At 58.1% G+C, this 20,700-nt stretch carries 13 protein-coding genes, 2 tRNA genes, 4 rRNA genes and 1 pseudogene; 8 read left to right on the top strand and 12 right to left on the bottom strand.

Going from position 1 to position 20,700, the window contains the following annotated elements:
* Positions 1–50 precede the first annotated feature (50 nt).
* From ABMD26_RS11100 to ABMD26_RS11050, 11 genes and pseudogenes are all read right to left on the bottom strand, one after another.
* Positions 51–1,358 carry a CitMHS family transporter gene (locus ABMD26_RS11100; protein ID WP_049860532.1) on the bottom strand — a complete coding sequence of 436 codons (1,308 nt, stop codon included), beginning with the start codon at positions 1,356–1,358 and terminating at the stop codon, positions 51–53.
* A gap of 322 nt (positions 1,359–1,680) precedes the next feature.
* On the bottom strand, positions 1,681–3,642 hold the full coding sequence (locus tag ABMD26_RS11095) for a DUF7844 domain-containing protein (RefSeq protein WP_354309503.1): 1,962 nt from the start codon (positions 3,640–3,642) through the stop codon (positions 1,681–1,683).
* Positions 3,639–3,959 (bottom strand): DUF2388 domain-containing protein, encoded by a 321-nt coding sequence (locus ABMD26_RS11090; protein ID WP_049860534.1) that lies wholly within the window; start codon positions 3,957–3,959, stop codon positions 3,639–3,641. Before ABMD26_RS11090 ends, ABMD26_RS11095 begins: the two co-directional genes overlap by 4 nt.
* 25 nt (positions 3,960–3,984) lie before the next feature.
* Complete coding sequence (locus ABMD26_RS11085) at positions 3,985–4,272, bottom strand: DUF2388 domain-containing protein (protein WP_043191882.1); 288 nt, start codon at positions 4,270–4,272, stop codon at positions 3,985–3,987.
* A gap of 128 nt (positions 4,273–4,400) precedes the next feature.
* Positions 4,401–4,719 (bottom strand): annotated as a pseudogene (locus ABMD26_RS11080) (DUF2388 domain-containing protein).
* A 255-nt stretch (positions 4,720–4,974) separates the two neighbouring features.
* On the bottom strand, positions 4,975–5,187 hold the full coding sequence (locus tag ABMD26_RS11075) for a DUF1127 domain-containing protein (protein WP_049860536.1): 213 nt from the start codon (positions 5,185–5,187) through the stop codon (positions 4,975–4,977).
* A gap of 319 nt (positions 5,188–5,506) precedes the next feature.
* The gene (gene scpC, locus ABMD26_RS11070; RefSeq protein ID WP_320523352.1) at positions 5,507–7,000 is read right to left on the bottom strand and encodes a succinyl-CoA:acetate CoA-transferase ScpC; all 1,494 of its coding nucleotides are present in this window, start codon (positions 6,998–7,000) and stop codon (positions 5,507–5,509) included.
* Positions 7,001–7,188: 188 nt separating this feature from the next.
* On the bottom strand, positions 7,189–8,622 hold the full coding sequence (locus ABMD26_RS11065; RefSeq protein WP_056844905.1) for an NAD(P)(+) transhydrogenase (Re/Si-specific) subunit beta: 1,434 nt from the start codon (positions 8,620–8,622) through the stop codon (positions 7,189–7,191).
* Positions 8,619–8,945 (bottom strand): NAD(P) transhydrogenase subunit alpha part 2, encoded by a 327-nt coding sequence (locus tag ABMD26_RS11060; protein WP_043191874.1) that lies wholly within the window; start codon positions 8,943–8,945, stop codon positions 8,619–8,621. The genes ABMD26_RS11065 and ABMD26_RS11060 overlap by 4 nt, the downstream gene beginning before the upstream one ends.
* Before the next feature lie 11 nt (positions 8,946–8,956).
* On the bottom strand, positions 8,957–10,078 hold the full coding sequence (locus ABMD26_RS11055) for a Re/Si-specific NAD(P)(+) transhydrogenase subunit alpha (RefSeq protein ID WP_049860539.1): 1,122 nt from the start codon (positions 10,076–10,078) through the stop codon (positions 8,957–8,959).
* Between the two features lie 417 nt (positions 10,079–10,495).
* Complete coding sequence (locus ABMD26_RS11050; protein ID WP_354309498.1) at positions 10,496–11,410, bottom strand: LysR family transcriptional regulator; 915 nt, start codon at positions 11,408–11,410, stop codon at positions 10,496–10,498.
* Between the two features lie 149 nt (positions 11,411–11,559).
* On the opposite strand from ABMD26_RS11050, the gene ABMD26_RS11045 reads away from it, so the two are divergent.
* From ABMD26_RS11045 to rrf (ABMD26_RS11010), 8 genes are all read left to right on the top strand, one after another.
* Entirely contained in the window at positions 11,560–12,732 is a 1,173-nt protein-coding gene (locus ABMD26_RS11045) for an acyl-CoA dehydrogenase (protein ID WP_354309496.1), read from the top strand.
* Positions 12,733–12,744: 12 nt separating this feature from the next.
* On the top strand, positions 12,745–13,965 hold the full coding sequence (locus ABMD26_RS11040) for a CaiB/BaiF CoA transferase family protein (protein ID WP_134722154.1): 1,221 nt from the start codon (positions 12,745–12,747) through the stop codon (positions 13,963–13,965).
* 563 nt (positions 13,966–14,528) lie between these two features.
* Positions 14,529–16,065 (top strand): 16S ribosomal RNA (locus ABMD26_RS11035).
* A 65-nt stretch (positions 16,066–16,130) separates the two neighbouring features.
* A tRNA-Ile gene (locus ABMD26_RS11030) sits at positions 16,131–16,207 on the top strand.
* Positions 16,208–16,212: 5 nt separating this feature from the next.
* Positions 16,213–16,288 (top strand) — tRNA-Ala (locus ABMD26_RS11025).
* A gap of 250 nt (positions 16,289–16,538) precedes the next feature.
* Positions 16,539–19,433: ribosomal RNA gene (locus tag ABMD26_RS11020) — 23S ribosomal RNA — on the top strand.
* A gap of 147 nt (positions 19,434–19,580) precedes the next feature.
* Positions 19,581–19,696: ribosomal RNA gene (rrf, locus tag ABMD26_RS11015) — 5S ribosomal RNA — on the top strand.
* Between the two features lie 107 nt (positions 19,697–19,803).
* Positions 19,804–19,919: ribosomal RNA gene (gene rrf / locus ABMD26_RS11010) — 5S ribosomal RNA — on the top strand.
* Together the 16S, 23S and 5S rRNA genes with 2 tRNA genes alongside form the textbook arrangement of a ribosomal RNA operon.
* Positions 19,920–19,983: 64 nt before the next feature.
* Here the strand turns inward: rrf (ABMD26_RS11010) and ABMD26_RS11005 are convergent.
* A complete protein-coding gene (locus ABMD26_RS11005) occupies positions 19,984–20,673 on the bottom strand; it encodes a GntR family transcriptional regulator (RefSeq protein ID WP_354309493.1) in 690 nt (229 codons plus the stop codon).
* Positions 20,674–20,700: the final 27 nt, after the last annotated feature.

Below are 20,700 nucleotides of genomic sequence, written 5' to 3'. Positions count from 1 at the left end.
CTGTGAATGGCAGCGGCGCAACGTCATCCGGCCTGGCCCGCGAATAAGATTTATAGACTGCTGAACAGAGGAAAGATCCCCATGGCCAGTGCGGCGAACATTATGCACAGGCAAACCAGTACTGCCCACTTGAGGGTGAAGCGCTGGTGGTCACCGAACTCGATACCGGCCAGGGCAACCAGCAGGTAGGTCGAGGGAACCAACGGGCTGAGCAGGTGCACCGGCTGTCCGACGATCGAGGCACGCGCCATCTCGACCGGCGAGATACCGTAGTGCGCAGCCGCTTCGGCGAGTACCGGCAGGACGCCATAGTAGAAGGCATCGTTCGACATGAAAAAGGTGAACGGCATGCTGACCAATGCGGTGATCACGGCCAGGTACGGGCCCATGGCGTCCGGAATCACGGCCAGCAGGCTCTTGGACATGGCGTCGACCATGCCGGTACCGGTCAGGATGCCGGTGAAGATACCCGCGGCGAAGATCAACCCGACCACTGCCAGAACGCTGCCGGAGTGAGCGGCAACACGTGCCTTCTGCGCTTCCAGGCACGGGTAGTTGACGATCATGGCGATACTGAACGCGATCATGAACAGCACCGGCAGCGGCAGCAGGCCCATGATCAAGGTCACCATCAACAGCAGGGTCAAGCCGCCGTTGAACCAGATCAATTTGGGCCGGCGCGCGTCCGGGTACTGCGAGACGCTGATCTCGCTGTGGTCTATTTCATCGCCTTGCAAATGCAGCTCGCCCAGGCGAACCCGCTCGCGCTTGCCATACATGTAGGCAATCACCAGGATGGCGATGACGCCGAACGCCATGGCCGGGATCATCGGTACGAAGATGTCCGAAGGGTCGACATGCAAGGCGCTGGCGGCACGTGCGGTGGGACCACCCCACGGCGTCATGTTCATGACCCCGCCTGCCAGGATGATCAAGCCGGCCATGATCCTCGGGCTCATGCCGATGCGCTGGTACAGCGGCAGCATGGCCGCCACGCAGATCATGTAGGTGGTCGCGCCGTCACCGTCCAGCGAAACGATCAGCGCCAGCACGGCGGTACCGACCGACACTTTCAGCGGGTCACCCTTGACCAGCTTGAGGATCTTGCGCACCGCCGGGTCGAACAAACCCGAATCGATCATCAGTGCGAAATACAGGATGGCGAACATCAGCATCACGCCGGTCGGCGCAAGCTTGGTGATGCCCGCAAGCATCATCGGGCCGATTTCCGGTGCGAAACCACCGAACAGGGCGAACAGGATAGGCACGATGATCAAGGCGATCAGCGCGGAAAGGCGCTTGGTCATGATCAGGAACATGAACGTGATGACCATGGCAAAGCCAAGGAATGTCAGCATGGGAATACTCCAGGCACAGCGCGGCTAAGGACGAAGAACGATAGGTTCAGCGAAGAATGGCAAGAGCCGGGAGTATGGGAAGGGAGGCACTACGGGTAGGGATCATCAAGGACATCGGTTTCACCATTGTTGTTGTTCAAGAGGCCGAAAGCGCATCTGGATGCTGCTTTCTGGCCGGCCGGTCTTACGCCGGGGGTGAGTCGATGCTAAGTCGGCAAGCTTTCAACAACCTTTCGCCATTCAAAACGATACAATTGACCTTGTGGGAGCAGGCTCTGCCCGCGAAGAGGCCAGTCAGATCACCAAGATCCAACGGTCCCACCTAGGGCAACACCAACCCCCCCGCCGCCTTGTGCAACTCACGCAGATGCTCCCCCACCTGCTTCAGATTCGCTTCGGTGGCCGCAATTTCCCTAGCCCGCTCAGGCGTCAGCAGCGCCCTCACCTCTTTGTCCAGATCGGTACTCAGGCGCTGCAGCTGTTGCTGGCGCTGACTGCTTTCCGATTCCAGGCGCTGCCACTCCGCCGTCTGCGGCAGACCGTAGCCCCCGTTGTCGAGCAACTCCGCCGGTCGGCTGAGAAATCCGCTGTTGGCGAGGATCTCCTGCAACATCTGGTTAGCATTGGCCACGCTACCGTCACCCAGCTCGCGAGCACCCAGGTAGCGCTGCTTCACTTCCTCCTGGGCCAACAGCAACTGTCGTCGATAACTGGCCTGCTCCAGCAACAACAGCGCGGCACTGGTGCGCAGATCGGCCTGGGCAAACCACGGTTGCCGCTGCTGCGCGCTCTGCTCCAACCACGCTTCGACGCTTTGCTGCGGAATCGGCAGATGCTTGCGCAGCACCTCGAACATGGCCTGATAGCGATCGCGATACGAATCGAACCGATAACCCAGGCGCAGTGCCTCACGCGGATCATCCAGTACGCTGCCATCGGCCAGCCCGCGGCCTTCCAGAACCTCGAGCAAGCCGTTGGGCAAGATGCTGTCGATACCCTGCAAGCGCGGATCATGCGTACCACTGCGAAGCAGCTTGAGGTTTTCCACCGCACAGTTGTTGGACAGAAAGTAGTAGCTGCCGTCGTAGCTCCAATGCATTTCGGCCGCATGGCGCACCAGCGATTCGATCTCCGGCCGATCCAGCTTCAGCGGCACCGAAGCCAGGCTGCGCAGCTCGGTCTTGGTGTATTCGTCGATCACCTGCGACAACGGCAACACGAACAGGCGCGAGGGGTATTGCCCCATCAGCCCGCCCCAGGTGGAAAGCTGCACGTCGTTGACGAACGCGCGGTAGGACAACACCAGGTGCTGTTCCAGATCCAGCCGACAGTCCGGGCCACGCGGCCGCCCCGGTGCGCAGATGACCAGGCGCAGCATGCTGTGCCCCCAGCGGCTGGCCAGGTTCTGATTGGCCTCGGCCAGCAGGTAGTCCACCGCATAGACCCGTTCGGGATCGATCTTGCCCAGCGGCGTCTTGGCAAAGTCGCTGCCCGCATTCAGATACGGCAGGCCTTGAGCACAGCTTTGCTGGCGTGCGGGCGCCCAGTCGAACCGCGCCTTGAAATATTCGAACAGTGCCGGACGACGGCAGGCATAGGTCGGGTCGAGGAGAAAATACTCCATGTTGACCGCGACGAATTCCTTGGGGCTGCTCACCTCATAGATATCAGGGCTGCGCACGATCTGACGGTTCTGCTCTTCGCGCTCGCCGCGGCGCCCGACATATTGCTGCCAGCCGGCCAGGTCCAACAGGCGTGGATCGTCGCTCAGGGTGAAGCGGCGGGTCGTCTGGCCACGGCACTCATCGGGCAGGCCTACCTTGCCCAGGCTTGCATCCTGTCGGCCGCAGCGGCTGACCAGCGTGCGCTCGGCAGGTGTCCAGAGGCGCGCGCGGTCGTAGATGTGGGTCAGCTCGTGGAGCACGGTGGCCAGCAGCTCCTCGCGTACCGTGCCGTGGGGACGGTTGGTCCGCCGCTGGGCCGAAGAGCCATCGGCCAGTCCTTGCAGCTGGTTCAGGTTCAACTCCAGGCTCGAGACCAGGGAGGCCTGACCATAGGCGTTGTCGGGCATGCGCGACGACCAGCTGACGTCGATCCGGCGGTCCAGTTGCTCGACGAAGCGCGGCGGCAATGCAGCCATTGCATCGTCGAGCAGTGCCTGGCTGGCATCGGCCTGTCGAGCGTCCAGCCCGCTGCGATCAAGGACCAGCTGCAAGCCGGCAGTGGCCTGCGCCGTCGTCAGCAGAATGCCTGCCGCCAGCAGCCAGCTGGCCAATCGTCTCACAGTGCGAGAATGGCTTCGGCGAGGTCCTGGTCACTGGCGCTGCGCGCCTGTGGAACGCGTTCGCGCAGCGTATTGAAAGCCGCCTCCAGTTGGGCGCCACGAATATCGCCCTGGCTGGCCACATAGCTGGCCGCATCGTCCCGAGCTTCCAGGACCACCTTGGAGTCACGGATCGAAGTGGTGGTGTCGGACGTGAAATCGATCGATCGGCCGAATGCACGAACGATGATATTACTGGTGGCCACGACAGTTTGGGCCTGGGCCACATCGGCCAGCAAGAACAGGCCGAGGGTAGCGGCAATCAGCGGGGTACGCATGGAGCTTCTCCGTAATACGAGGTGTCTATTGGACGAGTATCGCCTGCGCCAGTTCAAGGTCGCTGGCAGCAATTTGTGGGTGCTTCTGGCGAATGCTCGCCAGAGCTGCCTGCAGCCGTGCCCCACGGCATCGCCCGCTGCTGGCGACGAAGCACGCAGCATCGTCACGGGCAGACAGGATCAACTTGCGATCGAAGGGGGCCGTCGTGACCTTGCTGGTCACATACAAGGTGATCACCGAGGACTGCAGACTCACGTCGAAGGCCGCAGCCGACGACGCCCAGATGACGAGAATCAGTGGCAAATAACGCATCAGGCTTCAGATGTCGAGCGATTGGGCCGGCAAGGCTAGCCCAACGTGGGTCCGAGAACCACCCGCGATGTGCAGGCTGCAGCAGCCTGCCGCATTCTTCATCTGCGGGAGGTACCCGTTGCAGAACATCAGATGGCCAGAATGGCCTGGGCCAGTTGCGCGTCGCTGGCCTGCATCTGCGGGGCGACCTTGCGGATGTGGGCGAAAGCGCTTTCCAGCTTGGCACCGCGGATATCGCCCTGGCTGGCGACGAAGCTCGCCGCATCGTCCCGCGCTTCACGCACGATCTTGTTGTCGCGCAGCGACGAAGACAGGTCAGAGGTTGCATTGGTCGATGCATTGACCCCACGGACCAGTGCATCGGTCGTGACGACGAAGCTTGAAGCCTGCGCGCCGCGTGGCCAGAGCCAACAATACGGCGGCACCCAACAGATGATTACGGGACATGATGGATCTCCAGATCAGGGCGAAGTTTGAGCGCTATGAAGCTTATTAGAGCGCCTCGAAGCTTCGGGCGCCAGCACTCCGACCATCCAGCGTGAGCGATGATTCAACTGTTATGGTCTTTTATCATAATCATATAACTGTATCTGTCAGCTTTTGTGCAGGCGAAAAAAAGCCCGTCAGCGTTGACCGCGACGGGCTTTTTTAGAATTCGTTGCTGGTTCGGCCTTCAGGCTCTGTCACCAGCGCGGCGTTGCATCAACGCCAGAACGGCTTGCTCAACTCTTCGCAACGCTGGGCTTCGCTGATACCGGCATCGGCCAGCAGACGAGCATCCAGACGAGCCAGTTGATGGCGGCTGGCGATACGGCGCTGCCAAAGCATCAGGTTGGCGAAAAAGCGCAGAGGAGCCGAAGTTTGAGCAGTTTTGGTGTTGGCCTGGAACAGGTCGGAACTGAGGGTACGTTCCATGATGTACATCCTTCCGCTTGTGGCGGGGCTGAGTAGTGGTTTATCTGGTACCCATTTTCCACGCTCCCTGTCCAGAACAGTAGGCACAGTTCACCTGTATTGTGGACGGTCAGTTGACTGTTAAACCCAACTGTCTTGCTCTGGAATGAGGCAACTGTACGGGTCTGCCCTCAAGTAGTGCATTTTTGCTAGATATGCATTCACTCCAAGCAACTCGACCTCGATATTTACCCGTACAGTAGTACAGTTGATGCTTCTTGCTGGTGAGTCCAGACACCACTTCCAAGAACTGTATTGCATCACAGCGAAACTGTGCGCTTCAGCTCGCCAACATGCGCCCGGTCTCTTCCAAGTTGATGTGCCATCGCAGTGCTTCCTGCAAGACATGAGGCGTGTGGCCGCCACGTAGGCATGCCTGATCGAAATAGCCCTGCAGGGCCTCTCGATACTGGGGATGAACACAGTTATCGATCACCGCCTGCGCCCGCTCCCGCGGCGCCAGGCCGCGCAGATCCGCCAGGCCCTGCTCGGTCACCAGGATATCGACGTCGTGTTCGGTGTGGTCGACGTGGCTGACCATGGGTACGACGCTGGAAATTGCACCACCCTTGGCAATCGATTTGGTGACGAAGATGGCCAGGTGGGCGTTGCGCGCAAAATCACCCGACCCGCCGATGCCGTTCATCATCCGGGTGCCGCAGACATGGGTAGAGTTCACGTTGCCGTACAGGTCGAACTCCAGCGCAGTGTTGATACCGATGATGCCCAGGCGTCGAATCACCTCCGGGTGATTGGAAATCTCCTGCGGACGTAGCACCAGGCGCGATTTGTATCGTTCGAAGTGGCTGAAGACTTCCGCATGCTTGCGTGCCGACAAGGTCATGGAGCTGCCCGAAGCGAACGCCAGCTTGCCGGCATCGAACAGGTCGAAGGTCGAATCCTGCAGCACTTCGGAGTACATCGTCAGGTTGTCGAACGGTGAATCCAGCAGGCCGTGCATCACCGCATTGGCGATGGTGCCTATGCCCGCCTGCAACGGCATGAGGCTGTTGGTCAAACGCCCTGCGTCGACCTCGCTCTTGAAAAAGTCCACCAGATGGCCGGCGATCGCCTGGGTATCGTCGTCCGGTGGCAGCACAGTCGACGGTGAGTCAGCCTGCTGGCTGATGACAATGGCGCTGATCTTCGCCGGGTCGATCTGTACCGCGCAGCGACCGATGCGGGTATCGGCGCTCAACACCGGGATCGGCAGGCGTGTGGGCCGATAGCTGGGAATATAGATGTCGTGCAGGCCTTCCAGCTCCAATGGCTGCGCCAGGTTGATCTCGACGATCACCTGTTCGGCCAGGATCGCGAAACTTGCCGAGTTGCCCACCGATGTACTGAGCACCAGATGCCCTTCCTCGGTAATGGCGACGCATTCGATGACGGCCAGGTCGACGGCCTTGATCTGGCGGTTGCGCAGCTGTTCCACGGTATCGGACAGATGCTGGTCGATGAACATCACCGAGCCGGCATTGATGGCCTTGCGCAAGGTGCTGTCGACCTGGAATGGCATGCGCCGGGCCAGCACGCCGGCTTCGGTCAACTGCTTGTCCAGGTCATTGCCCAGGCTTGCGCCAGTCATCAGGCTGATCTTGAGCGGTGTGCGCAGCGCGCGTTCGGCCAGCGCCTGGGGAACGGCCTTGGCCTCCCCGGCACGGGTGAAGCCACTCATGCCCACGGTCATGCCATCTTCGATCAGTTCAGCGGCCTGGGCGGCGCTCATTATCTTGTCCTGCAAGGAAGCCAGGCGAATACGGTCAGCGTGCATGTTCATTATCCCGAGAAGCGAAACGCGTGCTGCGCAGTCTAGTGAATGCAGGCAGTCGCGTCCTGCGACCAAAGTCGCATCAACCGCTCTATTCCGCACCTTTTCCCGTAAAACACTTTTACCGTAGATGCAAAAAACCCCGCCATGGGCGGGGTTAGCCGTTCACAGTGCAGCGCCTGGTGCGGCGTTTACTCCACAGCTTTGACCATGTCTTCGATGACTTTCTTGGCATCGCCGAAGACCATCATGGTCTTGTCCAGGTAGAACAGCTCGTTGTCCAAACCGGCGTAGCCGCTGGCCATCGAGCGCTTGTTGACGATGATGGTCTTGGCTTTGAACGCTTCAAGGATCGGCATCCCCGCAATGGGTGATTTCGGATCGTTCTTGGCCGCCGGGTTGACCACGTCGTTGGCGCCGAGCACCAGCACCACGTCGGCCTGGCCGAACTCGGAGTTGATGTCGTCCATCTCGAAGACCTGGTCATAAGGCACTTCGGCCTCAGCCAGCAGCACGTTCATATGCCCCGGCATACGTCCGGCCACCGGATGGATCGCATATTTGACGGTCACGCCGGCGTGGGTCAGTTTCTCCGTCAGCTCCTTGAGCGCATGCTGCGCGCGGGCCACGGCCAGGCCATAGCCGGGCACGATGATCACGGTATCGGCGTTGGTCAGCAGGAACGTGGCATCGTCCGCCGAACCCGATTTCACTGGCCGTGCTTCCTTGGCACCCGCCGGGCCCGCGTCCGCAACGGCGCCGAAGCCACCGCCAATGACGTTGAAGAACGAACGGTTCATCGCCTTGCACATGATGTAGGACAGAATCGCACCGCTGGAACCCACCAGCGAACCGGCGATGATCAGCATCGAGTTGTTCAGCGAGAATCCGATGCCCGCTGCAGCCCAGCCCGAATAGCTGTTGAGCATGGACACCACCACCGGCATGTCCGCCCCGCCGATCGGGATGATCAACAGCACACCCAGGACGAACGCCAGGGCCAGCATCAGGCCAAAGGCGGCATAGCTGCCCGTGAACATGAAGATCAGACCACACAGCAAGGTACCCAGGCCGATCAACAGATTGAGCTTGTGCTGGCCGGCAAACTGTACGGGCGCGCCCTGGAACAGGCGGAACTTGTATTTGCCGGACAGCTTGCCAAAGGCAATCACCGAGCCGGAAAAGGTGATGGCGCCAATCGCTGCGCCCAGGAACAGTTCCAGGCGGTTACCGGTTGGAATCGCGTCACCCAGGTGCGCGACGATGCCCAGCGATTGCGGCTCGACTACGGCGGCGATAGCGATGAACACCGCCGCCAGACCGATCATGCTGTGCATGAAGGCCACCAGCTCGGGCATCTTGGTCATTTCCACGCGCTTGGCCATGATCGACCCGGCGGTACCGCCCACCAGCAGACCGACCAGCACGTAGCCGATGCCGGCGGTTGCCAGTTCTGCGCCCAGCTTGTAGATCAGGCCGACAGTGGTGAGCACCGCAAGGGTCATGCCCAGCATGCCGAACAGATTGCCGCGTCGCGACGTGGTCGGATGGGACAGCCCCTTCAATGCCTGGATGAAGCACACCGATGCCACCAGATAAAGAAGCGTAACCAAATTCATGCTCATTGTTTGGACGCCTCATCCTTCACTTTCGGGGCTTTCTTCTTGAACATCTCCAGCATCCGCCGGGTTACCAGGAACCCACCGAATACGTTCACCGCTGCCAGCGCAACGGCCAGGGTGCCCATGGTCTTGCCCAGAGGCGTCACGGTCAGCGCTGCGGCGAGCATCGCACCGACGATGACAATGGCCGAAATGGCATTGGTCACGGCCATCAGGGGTGTGTGCAGCGCAGGTGTCACGTTCCAGACCACGTGATAGCCGACATAGATGGCCAGCACGAAAATGATCAGGTTGTAGATACCGTGGGAGATCAGCATGTCTTCCATTTGTAGTGTCCTCAGCCGTTCTTGCGCACGATCTGGCCATCGCGGCACATCAGGCACGCGGCGACGATGTCGTCTTCCAGGTTGATGGTGAACTGCCCTTCCTTGTCGAACAGCAGCTTCATGAAATCCAGCAGGTTGCGGGCATACAGCGCCGAGGCGTCGGCACCCACCTGCGCCGGCAGGTTGGTCGGCCCGACGATGGTCACGCCGTTATGCACCACCACCTGATCGGCCACGGTCAGTGGGCAGTTACCGCCCTGCAGGGCTGCGAGGTCGATCACCACTGAGCCAGGCTTCATCTGTGCCACCGTTTCGGCACTGAGCAACGTAGGCGCCTTGCGCCCCGGAATCAGCGCAGTGGTGATGACGATGTCAGCCTGCTTGGCCCGTTCGTGAACCGCCTGCGCCTGACGCTGCATCCAGCTGGCAGGCATGGGCCGGGCGTAACCCCCCGTGCCTTCGGCGCATTCGCGTTCCTCGTCGGTTTCGTACGGCACATCGATGAACTTCGCCCCCAGCGATTCGATCTGCTCCTTCACCGCCGGACGCACGTCCGAGGCCTCGATCACCGCACCCAGGCGCTTGGCCGTGGCGATGGCCTGCAGTCCCGCCACGCCGGCACCCAGAATCAGCACCCGTGCCGCCTTGACGGTACCGGCTGCGGTCATCAGCATCGGCATGAACCGTGGGTAGTGATGCGCCGCCAGCAGAACCGACTTGTAGCCGGCGATGTTGGCTTGCGAAGACAGCACGTCCAGGCTCTGCGCACGTGACGTACGAGGCGCTGCCTCGAGGGCGAAAGCACTGATGCCCCGCTCTGCCATCTTGGCGATCAACTCGTTGTTGAACGGGTTGAGCATGCCCAGCAGCACCGTACCGGTGCTCATCTGCAGCAGTTCTGCGTCGTTGGGAGGATTGACCTTGAGCACCAACTGCGTGGCAAACACCTGCGCCGCGCTGCCAATGATCGCGCCAGCGGCCTCATAGGCACCGTCGGTCACGCTCGCGCGCACGCCTGCGCCACTTTCAACCGTCACCACATGGCCCTGAGCGACCAGCTTCTTGATGGTCTCCGGGGTGGCGGCTACACGTGTCTCGCCCTGCTGCGTTTCGAGAGGAACACCAATGTGCACGTTATATCTCCTGCTGGATCTTCTTCCTGGTCGTACCCAAGCACTGGCTATGGCTCATTCTGCGATGGCCCATCAGCACGATACCGCCTGAAAACGGCGGGCCGCGGCATTTTGCAGGCCCCGACGAGCGGCTTCAACAGGTTATGGAGCGATACACGCAAAGCACTACAAGTCACGCTGTGACCGAATGTCACAGCGGTAGGCCTCAAAGCCTTCTAGATCGGTACTTACAGCGATGACTGGATGCGTCGAAATATTTTGCGAAATATTTGCAGGACAGAGACCAATCAGCGTCAAAAACACGCCATAGTCAGGCAGTGCAAAGGCTGGCGCTGAAAATTCGCCATTTTTCGTATGTTTCAGAAACGCGCCAAAAACATATATCTGTAGGGTCTTTCAAGGCACCACTACGCATTGTCAGCGATGCTGCCGCCCTTCCGTTGCGTGATAATCCTGCGCCTGCTGCATCAGCCAATCGCGAAAAACCCGCAGCGATCCCAGCTCGCGATGCCTGTCCGGCACGGCCAGGTAATAGGCTTTGGAACTGGTCAGCTCGTGGGCATTGGCAACGACCAGGCTGCCCTCGCGCAACTCCCGTTGGATCAGAAACGGAGGAATGAGCGCAATCCCCATTTCGTGCACCGCTGCCTGAGCCAGCATGGAGAACAGCTCATAGCGCGGACCGCTCAGATCACGCGGCACGTTCATGTCCAGGCTGGCAAACCACTGTCGCCATGCATAGGGACGTGTGCTCTGCTGCAGCAGCGCAAGTTCGGCAATGCGGGCCGGCGTCAATGCCGACTGCCCTTGCAGAAGCGCCGGACTGCACACGGGAACGGGATGCTCTTCCATCAGTCTGCTGGTCTGCGTGCCCGGCCAGTCACCGTCCCCGAAGTAGATTGCCGCATCGAAGTCGGTGTCGGCGAACAGGAAAGGTCGAGTCCGGTTAGTCAGGTGGACCGTGATCTGCGGGTTATGCCGCTGGAAGTCCTTCAGCCGCGGCAGCAGCCATTGCGTGCCGAAAGTCGGCACCACGGCCAGCTCCAGGGTACTGGCGCCCTGCTGCCCCATCACCGCCAGCGTTTCGCGCTCCACGGCATCGAGTTGCGCAGCCACCCGGCGGCTGTACGACAATCCCGCTTCGGTCAGCTTCACGCCTCGCTTGGAGCGTCGAAACAAGCGCACATCGAGAAACGCCTCGAGATTGGCAATCTGCCTGCAAACCGCTCCCTGGGTCAGGAACAGCTCGGCAGACGCCTTGGTGAAGCTCTCATGGCGCGCTGCTGCCTCGAAGCAGATCAATGCGGCCGTGCTGGGTATTCGTCTGCGCATGTAACCGTTCCTCACTCAAGTCCCGATGCCATGCACCGTGGCTCACTTATGAAGTGAGAAATTATCACAACCTCATGCGCAAACTTGCTTTGTCCGCCAAGTCGCAGCGGCCTAATCTGCGGATATACCGCTTTCTAGAGGACGGACACATGGCAAGCTTCAACTGGATCGACCCACTGCTGCTGGACCAACAACTTACCCAGGAAGAGCGCATGGTGCGCGACAGTGCGGAGCAATACGCGCAGGACAAGCTCATGCCGCGTGTCCTGGAAGCCTTTCGCCATGAAACCACCGACCCCTCCATCTTTCGCGAAATGGGCGAGATGGGTCTGCTCGGCGCCACCATCCCGGAAGAATTCGGCGGCAGTGGTCTCAACTACGTCTGCTATGGCCTGATCGCCCGTGAGGTCGAGCGGGTAGATTCCGGCTACCGCTCGATGATGAGCGTGCAGTCGTCATTGGTGATGGTTCCAATCAATGAATTCGGCACTCAAGCGCAAAAGCAGAAATATCTGCCCAAACTGGCCAGTGGCGAGTGGATCGGCTGCTTCGGCCTGACCGAGCCCGACCACGGCTCCGACCCAGGCGCCATGGCCACACGGGCGCGCAAGGTCGACGGCGGCTACCGCATGAGCGGCAGCAAGATGTGGATCACCAACAGCCCGATTGCCGACGTGTTCGTGGTGTGGGCCAAGGACGATGCAGGTGACATCCGCGGCTTCATTCTGGAAAAAGGCTGGGCCGGCCTCAGCGCACCCGCGATTCACGGCAAGGTCGGCCTGCGCGCCTCCATCACCGGTGAAATCGTCATGGATAACGTGTTCGTCCCGGAAGAAAACATGTTTCCCGATGTGCGTGGTCTCAAGGGGCCGTTCACCTGCCTGAACTCCGCGCGTTACGGCATCTCTTGGGGCGCGCTGGGGGCAGCGGAATTCTGCTGGCACACCGCTCGGCAGTACACCCTGGATCGCCAGCAGTTCGGCCGCCCGCTCGCCGCCAACCAACTCATCCAGAAGAAGCTGGCCGACATGCAGACCGAGATCACCCTCGCCTTGCAAGGCTGCCTGCGTCTGGGTCGGATGAAAGACGAAGGCACCGCGGCCGTCGAGATCACCTCGATCATGAAGCGCAACTCCTGCGGCAAATCCCTGGACATCGCACGCATGGCCCGAGACATGCTCGGCGGCAACGGCATCTCCGACGAATTCGGCATCGCCCGCCATCTGGTCAACCTGGAGGTGGTCAATACCTACGAAGGCACCCACGACGTGCACGCCTTGATCCTGGGGCGTGCGCAAACCGGCCTGCAAGCCTTCTATTGACAGGAGGTCGTCATGGGCGCGCTTTCGCATCTTCGTGTACTCGATCTGTCGCGAGTGCTGGCCGGGCCCTGGGCGGGTCAGATCCTCGCCGACCTCGGCGCCGAGGTCATCAAGGTCGAACGTCCAGGCCGGGGTGATGACACCCGAGCCTGGGGGCCGCCGTTTCTGGCGGATCAGGCAGGCAACAGCACCGGTGAAGCCGCCTATTACCTGGCGGCCAATCGCAACAAGCGCTCGGTCACCATCGACTTCACTCGGCCCGAGGGGCAACAACTGGTCCGCGAGCTGGCTGCGAACTCCGACATTCTCATCGAGAACTTCAAGGTCGGCGGTTTGGCCGCGTATGGGTTGGACTATGCGTCACTCAGTGCCGTTAATCCGCAACTGATCTACTGCTCGATCACCGGTTTCGGCCAGACCGGCCCCTATGCCACCCGCCCAGGGTACGACTTCATGGTGCAAGGCATGGGCGGCCTGATGAGCCTCACCGGCAAGGCCGATGGCGATCCTGGTGCCGGACCTGCCAAGGTGGGTGTCGCTCTGACTGACATCCTGACCGGTCTGTATTCCACCGTCGCCATACTGGCTGCATTGGCGCATCGCGACAAAGGCGGCGGTGGCCAGCAGATCGACATGGCCCTGCTGGACGTGCAGGTAGCCTGTCTGGCCAACCAGGCCATGAACTACCTCACCACAGGGGTCGCGCCTGGGCGCTTGGGCAATGCCCATCCAAACATCGTGCCCTATCAGGATTTTCCTACAGCCGACGGCGATTTCATCCTGACGGTGGGCAACGATAGCCAGTTCGCCAAATTCGCCCAGGTGGCCGGCCATCCCGAATGGGCCACCGACCCCCGCTTCGCCTCCAACCAGCAGCGGGTCGCCAATCGCACGCAGTTGATCCCCTTGATCCGGCAGGCGACGGTGTTCAAGACGACCCAGCAGTGGGTCACCGAACTCGAAGTGGCTGGCGTGCCCTGCGGCCCGATAAACGATCTGGCCCAAGTGTTCGCCGACCCTCAGGTGCTTGCCAGGGGACTGGCCATTCAACTGAAACATCCTCTGGCGGGCACCCTCCCCATGGTCGCCAGCCCACTACGGCTGAGCGCCAGTCCCGTGGAGTATCGACATGCGCCTCCTTTGCTGGGCGAGCATACCCAGGAAGTCCTGCAGCAGCTGTTGAACATGGATGCCCAGACCTATGAGCAACTCCACGCCGCAGGCGTGGTGTAGTGCTGCTTCTATATAGAAGCAGCACGTGAATAAGGTTTATGACAGTTTTCTGAATTGGGGGTTGACGGCAGATTTCAAGTGTCTATAATTCGCCCCACTTCCGGCGCAGTCGAAACGATAAACGCCTTGTTAATCAATGAGTTAGTCGTTCAGGCAGTGAGGAAGTGCTTCGATCTTCAAGGTCGGAAGCGGTGAAAAAAGGCAGTTGACAGCGGTTTGAAACGCTGTAGAATTCGCCTCCCGCTGACGAGTGATCGAAGCGAGTCAAGTGTTTGAAGTTGTTCAGGTTTCTGGAAAAATACTTCGAAATAAACGCTTGACAGAATGTGAGGCCAGCGTAGAATGCGCGCCTCGGTTGAGACGAAAGAATCAACCCACCGCTCTTTAACAATTGAATCAAGCAATTCGTGTGGGTGCTTGTGAGTTAAGACTGTTAGTCAACAAGATTATCAGCATCACAACAACTCCACGAGAAATCGAAGAGTTGCCTCGATCCTTCGGGCTCGAGTTTGCGATTGCTGAGCCAAGTTTATAGGGTTTTCTCAAAACCCAATTGCAGTATTGAACTGAAGAGTTTGATCATGGCTCAGATTGAACGCTGGCGGCAGGCCTAACACATGCAAGTCGAGCGGTTGAGGGAAGCTTGCTTCCTGATTCAGCGGCGGACGGGTGAGTAATGCCTAGGAATCTGCCTGGTAGTGGGGGACAACGTTTCGAAAGGAACGCTAATACCGCATACGTCCTACGGGAGAAAGCAGGGGACCTTCGGGCCTTGCGCTATCAGATGAGCCTAGGTCGGATTAGCTAGTTGGTGAGGTAATGGCTCACCAAGGCGACGATCCGTAACTGGTCTGAGAGGATGATCAGTCACACTGGAACTGAGACACGGTCCAGACTCCTACGGGAGGCAGCAGTGGGGAATATTGGACAATGGGCGAAAGCCTGATCCAGCCATGCCGCGTGTGTGAAGAAGGTCTTCGGATTGTAAAGCACTTTAAGTTGGGAGGAAGGGCAGTCAGCGAATACCTTGCTGTCTTGACGTTACCGACAGAATAAGCACCGGCTAACTCTGTGCCAGCAGCCGCGGTAATACAGAGGGTGCAAGCGTTAATCGGAATTACTGGGCGTAAAGCGCGCGTAGGTGGTTTGTTAAGTTGAATGTGAAATCCCCGGGCTCAACCTGGGAACTGCATCCAAAACTGGCAAGCTAGAGTAGGGCAGAGGGTGGTGGAATTTCCTGTGTAGCGGTGAAATGCGTAGATATAGGAAGGAACACCAGTGGCGAAGGCGACCACCTGGGCTCATACTGACACTGAGGTGCGAAAGCGTGGGGAGCAAACAGGATTAGATACCCTGGTAGTCCACGCCGTAAACGATGTCAACTAGCCGTTGGGAGTCTTGAACTCTTAGTGGCGCAGCTAACGCATTAAGTTGACCGCCTGGGGAGTACGGCCGCAAGGTTAAAACTCAAATGAATTGACGGGGGCCCGCACAAGCGGTGGAGCATGTGGTTTAATTCGAAGCAACGCGAAGAACCTTACCAGGCCTTGACATCCAATGAACTTTCCAGAGATGGATTGGTGCCTTCGGGAACATTGAGACAGGTGCTGCATGGCTGTCGTCAGCTCGTGTCGTGAGATGTTGGGTTAAGTCCCGTAACGAGCGCAACCCTTGTCCTTAGTTACCAGCACGTTAAGGTGGGCACTCTAAGGAGACTGCCGGTGACAAACCGGAGGAAGGTGGGGATGACGTCAAGTCATCATGGCCCTTACGGCCTGGGCTACACACGTGCTACAATGGTCGGTACAGAGGGTTGCCAAGCCGCGAGGTGGAGCTAATCTCACAAAACCGATCGTAGTCCGGATCGCAGTCTGCAACTCGACTGCGTGAAGTCGGAATCGCTAGTAATCGCGAATCAGAATGTCGCGGTGAATACGTTCCCGGGCCTTGTACACACCGCCCGTCACACCATGGGAGTGGGTTGCACCAGAAGTAGCTAGTCTAACCCTCGGGAGGACGGTTACCACGGTGTGATTCATGACTGGGGTGAAGTCGTAACAAGGTAGCCGTAGGGGAACCTGCGGCTGGATCACCTCCTTAATCGACGACAACAGCTGGCTCATGAGCTCCCACACGAATTGCTTGATTCATTGAAGAAGACGATTGGGTCTGTAGCTCAGTTGGTTAGAGCGCACCCCTGATAAGGGTGAGGTCGGCAGTTCGAATCTGCCCAGACCCACCAATTATGGGGCCATAGCTCAGCTGGGAGAGCGCCTGCCTTGCACGCAGGAGGTCAGCGGTTCGATCCCGCTTGGCTCCACCACTTTTGGTGCTCCATCGTTGTCAAAGCTTAGAAATGAGCATTCCATCGAATGATGGTTGAATGCTGATTTCTGATCTTTTTCAGAATCGTTCTTTAAAAATTTGGGTATGTGATAGAAAGATAGACTGGACAGACACTTTCACTGGTGTAGGTTCAGGCTAAGGTAAAATTTGTGAGTTGCTCTTTGAGTAAATGCGAATTTTCGGCGAATGTCGTCTTCACAGTATAACCAGATTGCTTGGGGTTATATGGTCAAGTGAAGAAGCGCATACGGTGGATGCCTTGGCAGTCAGAGGCGATGAAAGACGTGGTAGCCTGCGAAAAGCTTCGGGGAGTCGGCAAACAGACTGTGATCCGGAGATGTCTGAATGGGGGAACCCAGCTGTCATAAGACAGTTATCTCATGCTGAATACATAGGCATGCGAGGCGAACCAGGGGAACTGAAACATCTAAGTACCCTGAGGAAAAGAAATCAACCGAGATTCCCTTAGTAGTGGCGAGCGAACGGGGACCAGCCCTTAAGTTGGTTTGAGATTAGCGGAACGCTCTGGAAAGTGCGGCCATAGTGGGTGATAGCCCTGTACGCGAAAATCTCTTGTCAATGAAATCGAGTAGGACGGGGCACGAGAAACCTTGTCTGAATATGGGGGGACCATCCTCCAAGGCTAAATACTACTGACTGACCGATAGTGAACTAGTACCGTGAGGGAAAGGCGAAAAGAACCCCGGAGAGGGGAGTGAAATAGATCCTGAAACCGTATGCGTACAAGCAGTGGGAGCAGACGTTGTTCTGTGACTGCGTACCTTTTGTATAATGGGTCAGCGACTTATATTCAGTGGCGAGCTTAACCGAATAGGGGAGGCGTAGCGAAAGCGAGTCTTAATAGGGCGTTTAGTCGCTGGGTATAGACCCGAAACCGGGCGATCTATCCATGGGCAGGTTGAAGGTTAGGTAACACTGACTGGAGGACCGAACCGACTACCGTTGAAAAGTTAGCGGATGACCTGTGGATCGGAGTGAAAGGCTAATCAAGCTCGGAGATAGCTGGTTCTCCTCGAAAGCTATTTAGGTAGCGCCTCATGTATCACTGTAGGGGGTAGAGCACTGTTTCGGCTAGGGGGTCATCCCGACTTACCAAACCGATGCAAACTCCGAATACCTACAAGTGCCGAGCATGGGAGACACACGGCGGGTGCTAACGTCCGTCGTGAAAAGGGAAACAACCCAGACCGTCAGCTAAGGTCCCAAAATCCTGGTTAAGTGGGAAACGATGTGGGAAGGCTTAGACAGCTAGGAGGTTGGCTTAGAAGCAGCCACCCTTTAAAGAAAGCGTAATAGCTCACTAGTCGAGTCGGCCTGCGCGGAAGATGTAACGGGGCTCAAACCAGGTACCGAAGCTACGGGTATCATCTTTTGATGATGCGGTAGAGGAGCGTTCTGTAAGCCTGTGAAGGTGAGTTGAGAAGCTTGCTGGAGGTATCAGAAGTGCGAATGCTGACATGAGTAACGACAATGGGTGTGAAAAACACCCACGCCGAAAGACCAAGGTTTCCTGCGCAACGTTAATCGACGCAGGGTTAGTCGGTCCCTAAGGCGAGGCTGAAAAGCGTAGTCGATGGAAAACAGGTTAATATTCCTGTACTTCTGGTTATTGCGATGGAGGGACGGAGAAGGCTAGGCCAGCTTGGCGTTGGTTGTCCAAGTTTAAGGTGGTAGGCTGGGATCTTAGGTAAATCCGGGATTTCAAGGCCGAGAGCTGATGACGAGTTGTCTTTTAGACGACGAAGTGGTTGATGCCATGCTTCCAAGAAAAGCTTCTAAGCTTCAGGTAACCAGGAACCGTACCCCAAACCGACACAGGTGGTTGGGTAGAGAATACCCAAGGCGCTTGAGAGAACTCGGGTGAAGGAACTAGGCAAAATGGCACCGTAACTTCGGGAGAAGGTGCGCCGGTGAGGGTGAAGGACTTGCTCCGTAAGCTCATGCCGGTCGAAGATACCAGGCCGCTGCGACTGTTTATTAAAAACACAGCACTCTGCAAACACGAAAGTGGACGTATAGGGTGTGACGCCTGCCCGGTGCCGGAAGGTTAATTGATGGGGTTAGCGCAAGCGAAGCTCTTGATCGAAGCCCCGGTAAACGGCGGCCGTAACTATAACGGTCCTAAGGTAGCGAAATTCCTTGTCGGGTAAGTTCCGACCTGCACGAATGGCGTAACGATGGCGGCGCTGTCTCCACCCGAGACTCAGTGAAATTGAAATCGCTGTGAAGATGCAGTGTATCCGCGGCTAGACGGAAAGACCCCGTGAACCTTTACTATAGCTTTGCACTGGACTTTGAATTTGCTTGTGTAGGATAGGTGGGAGGCTTTGAAGCGTGGACGCCAGTCTGCGTGGAGCCATCCTTGAAATACCACCCTGGCAACTTTGAGGTTCTAACTCAGGTCCGTCATCCGGATCGAGGACAGTGTATGGTGGGTAGTTTGACTGGGGCGGTCTCCTCCTAAAGAGTAACGGAGGAGTACGAAGGTGCGCTCAGACCGGTCGGAAATCGGTCGTAGAGTATAAAGGCAAAAGCGCGCTTGACTGCGAGACAGACACGTCGAGCAGGTACGAAAGTAGGTCTTAGTGATCCGGTGGTTCTGTATGGAAGGGCCATCGCTCAACGGATAAAAGGTACTCCGGGGATAACAGGCTGATACCGCCCAAGAGTTCATATCGACGGCGGTGTTTGGCACCTCGATGTCGGCTCATCACATCCTGGGGCTGAAGCCGGTCCCAAGGGTATGGCTGTTCGCCATTTAAAGTGGTACGCGAGCTGGGTTTAGAACGTCGTGAGACAGTTCGGTCCCTATCTGCCGTGGACGTTTGAGATTTGAGAGGGGCTGCTCCTAGTACGAGAGGACCGGAGTGGACGAACCTCTGGTGTTCCGGTTGTCACGCCAGTGGCATTGCCGGGTAGCTATGTTCGGAAAAGATAACCGCTGAAAGCATCTAAGCGGGAAACTTGCCTCAAGATGAGATCTCACTGGAACCTTGAGTTCCCTGAAGGGCCGTCGAAGACTACGACGTTGATAGGTGGGGTGTGTAAGCGCTGTGAGGCGTTGAGCTAACCCATACTAATTGCCCGTGAGGCTTGACCATATAACACCCAAGCAATTTGCGTCGAAGACCAGATTGCGGTGACTGTGGAGATGACACGAACCGAAAGTTCGCAGCAGGACAACCCACAAATATCACATACCCGATTCGCTGGAGTGCCTCCCAAAGGGCATCCCGGCTACAGAATTTCTTGACGACCATAGAGCATTGGAACCACCTGATCCCATCCCGAACTCAGCAGTGAAACGATGCATCGCCGATGGTAGTGTGGGGTTTCCCCATGTGAGAGTAGGTCATCGTCAAGATTCAATTCCGAAACCCCTATCTGCGCGAGCAGGTAGGGGTTTTGTCTATAAGTAGAAGTCCCAATATTTCGCTGAGGCTGGCCACGCCAGCCCGGCACACGGAATTTCTTGACGACCATAGAGCATTGGAACCACCTGATCCCATCCCGAACTCAGTAGTGAAACGATGCATCGCCGATGGTAGTGTGGGGTTTCCCCATGTGAGAGTAGGTCATCGTCAAGATTGAATAAGAAAACCCCTGTCTGCTGACGCAGACAGGGGTTTTTGCTTTTCAGCCTTGCTGATCCTACCGTTGGGCATTCGCCAGGTAGCGGGTAATGGCATCGACGCCGCGCTGCAGATGCTCTCGCAGCAACTGGGTTGCAAGAGGGATATCACGTTGCCGAGCAGCTTCGAGCAGCTGTCGATGGTCATCCTGTGCCAATTTGCGCAAACCCATGGCTTCCAGGTTGAAGCGCAGGAAGCGTTCCTCTTCAATCAGTCCCTCGTCTACCAACTGCAACAGTCGACGATTGTCGGCGCGTTTGTACAGCGCGTAGTGGAAAGCGCGGTTGAGTTGACTGATCTCGACGTAGTCGCCAGTTAGCTCCAGGCGTTCGATACAGTCCTGGGCATAGCCAAAGTCGGATTCCTCCAGAAAAGGAATCGACAGGCGCAAGGCCTCGCATTCCAGCAGCATGCGCAAGGCATAGGTTTCCACTGAGTCATGATTGACCAGTGGAGCGACCACAGCGCCTTTGTGATGCACGACCTTCAACAGACCCTGTGCCTCAAGCTGACGCAAGGCTTCGCGCACCGGCATACGGCTGACGCCGAACAGTGTCGCCAGTTCCTGCTGCCGGATGGCCATGCCGCAGGGCAGGCGTCCATCGTAGATCGCTGCACGAACTTTTTCTTCGATCACCGAGCGCGCCAGATGCGCAGGCACCTGTTCACTGCCCAGAATGCTGGCCAGCACAGTGGTTTTTTCAGTCACGCCAAACAGCCTCTGTTATTTTGCGAC

This window comes from Pseudomonas sp. PvP001, assembly GCF_040546375.1.
GTDB classification, from domain to species: Bacteria; Pseudomonadota; Gammaproteobacteria; order Pseudomonadales; family Pseudomonadaceae; genus Aquipseudomonas; species Aquipseudomonas coleopterorum.
Note: the sequence above shows the minus strand (reverse complement) of the source record. Positions and strands in the feature narration are given on the sequence as shown.

Coding starts and splice junctions, on each gene's coding strand:
- ABMD26_RS11045 (WP_354309496.1), top strand. CDS start 11,560: ATGGCAAGCTTCAACTGGATCGACCCACTGCTGCTGGACCAACAACTT.
- ABMD26_RS11050 (WP_354309498.1), bottom strand. CDS start 11,410: ATGCGCAGACGAATACCCAGCACGGCCGCATTGATCTGCTTCGAGGCA.
- ABMD26_RS11090 (WP_049860534.1), bottom strand. CDS start 3,959: ATGCGTACCCCGCTGATTGCCGCTACCCTCGGCCTGTTCTTGCTGGCC.
- ABMD26_RS11060 (WP_043191874.1), bottom strand. CDS start 8,945: ATGGAAGACATGCTGATCTCCCACGGTATCTACAACCTGATCATTTTC.
- ABMD26_RS11075 (WP_049860536.1), bottom strand. CDS start 5,187: ATGGAACGTACCCTCAGTTCCGACCTGTTCCAGGCCAACACCAAAACT.
- scpC (WP_320523352.1), bottom strand. CDS start 7,000: ATGCACGCTGACCGTATTCGCCTGGCTTCCTTGCAGGACAAGATAATG.
- ABMD26_RS11040 (WP_134722154.1), top strand. CDS start 12,745: ATGGGCGCGCTTTCGCATCTTCGTGTACTCGATCTGTCGCGAGTGCTG.
- ABMD26_RS11100 (WP_049860532.1), bottom strand. CDS start 1,358: ATGCTGACATTCCTTGGCTTTGCCATGGTCATCACGTTCATGTTCCTG.
- ABMD26_RS11085 (WP_043191882.1), bottom strand. CDS start 4,272: ATGCGTTATTTGCCACTGATTCTCGTCATCTGGGCGTCGTCGGCTGCG.
- ABMD26_RS11065 (WP_056844905.1), bottom strand. CDS start 8,622: ATGAGCATGAATTTGGTTACGCTTCTTTATCTGGTGGCATCGGTGTGC.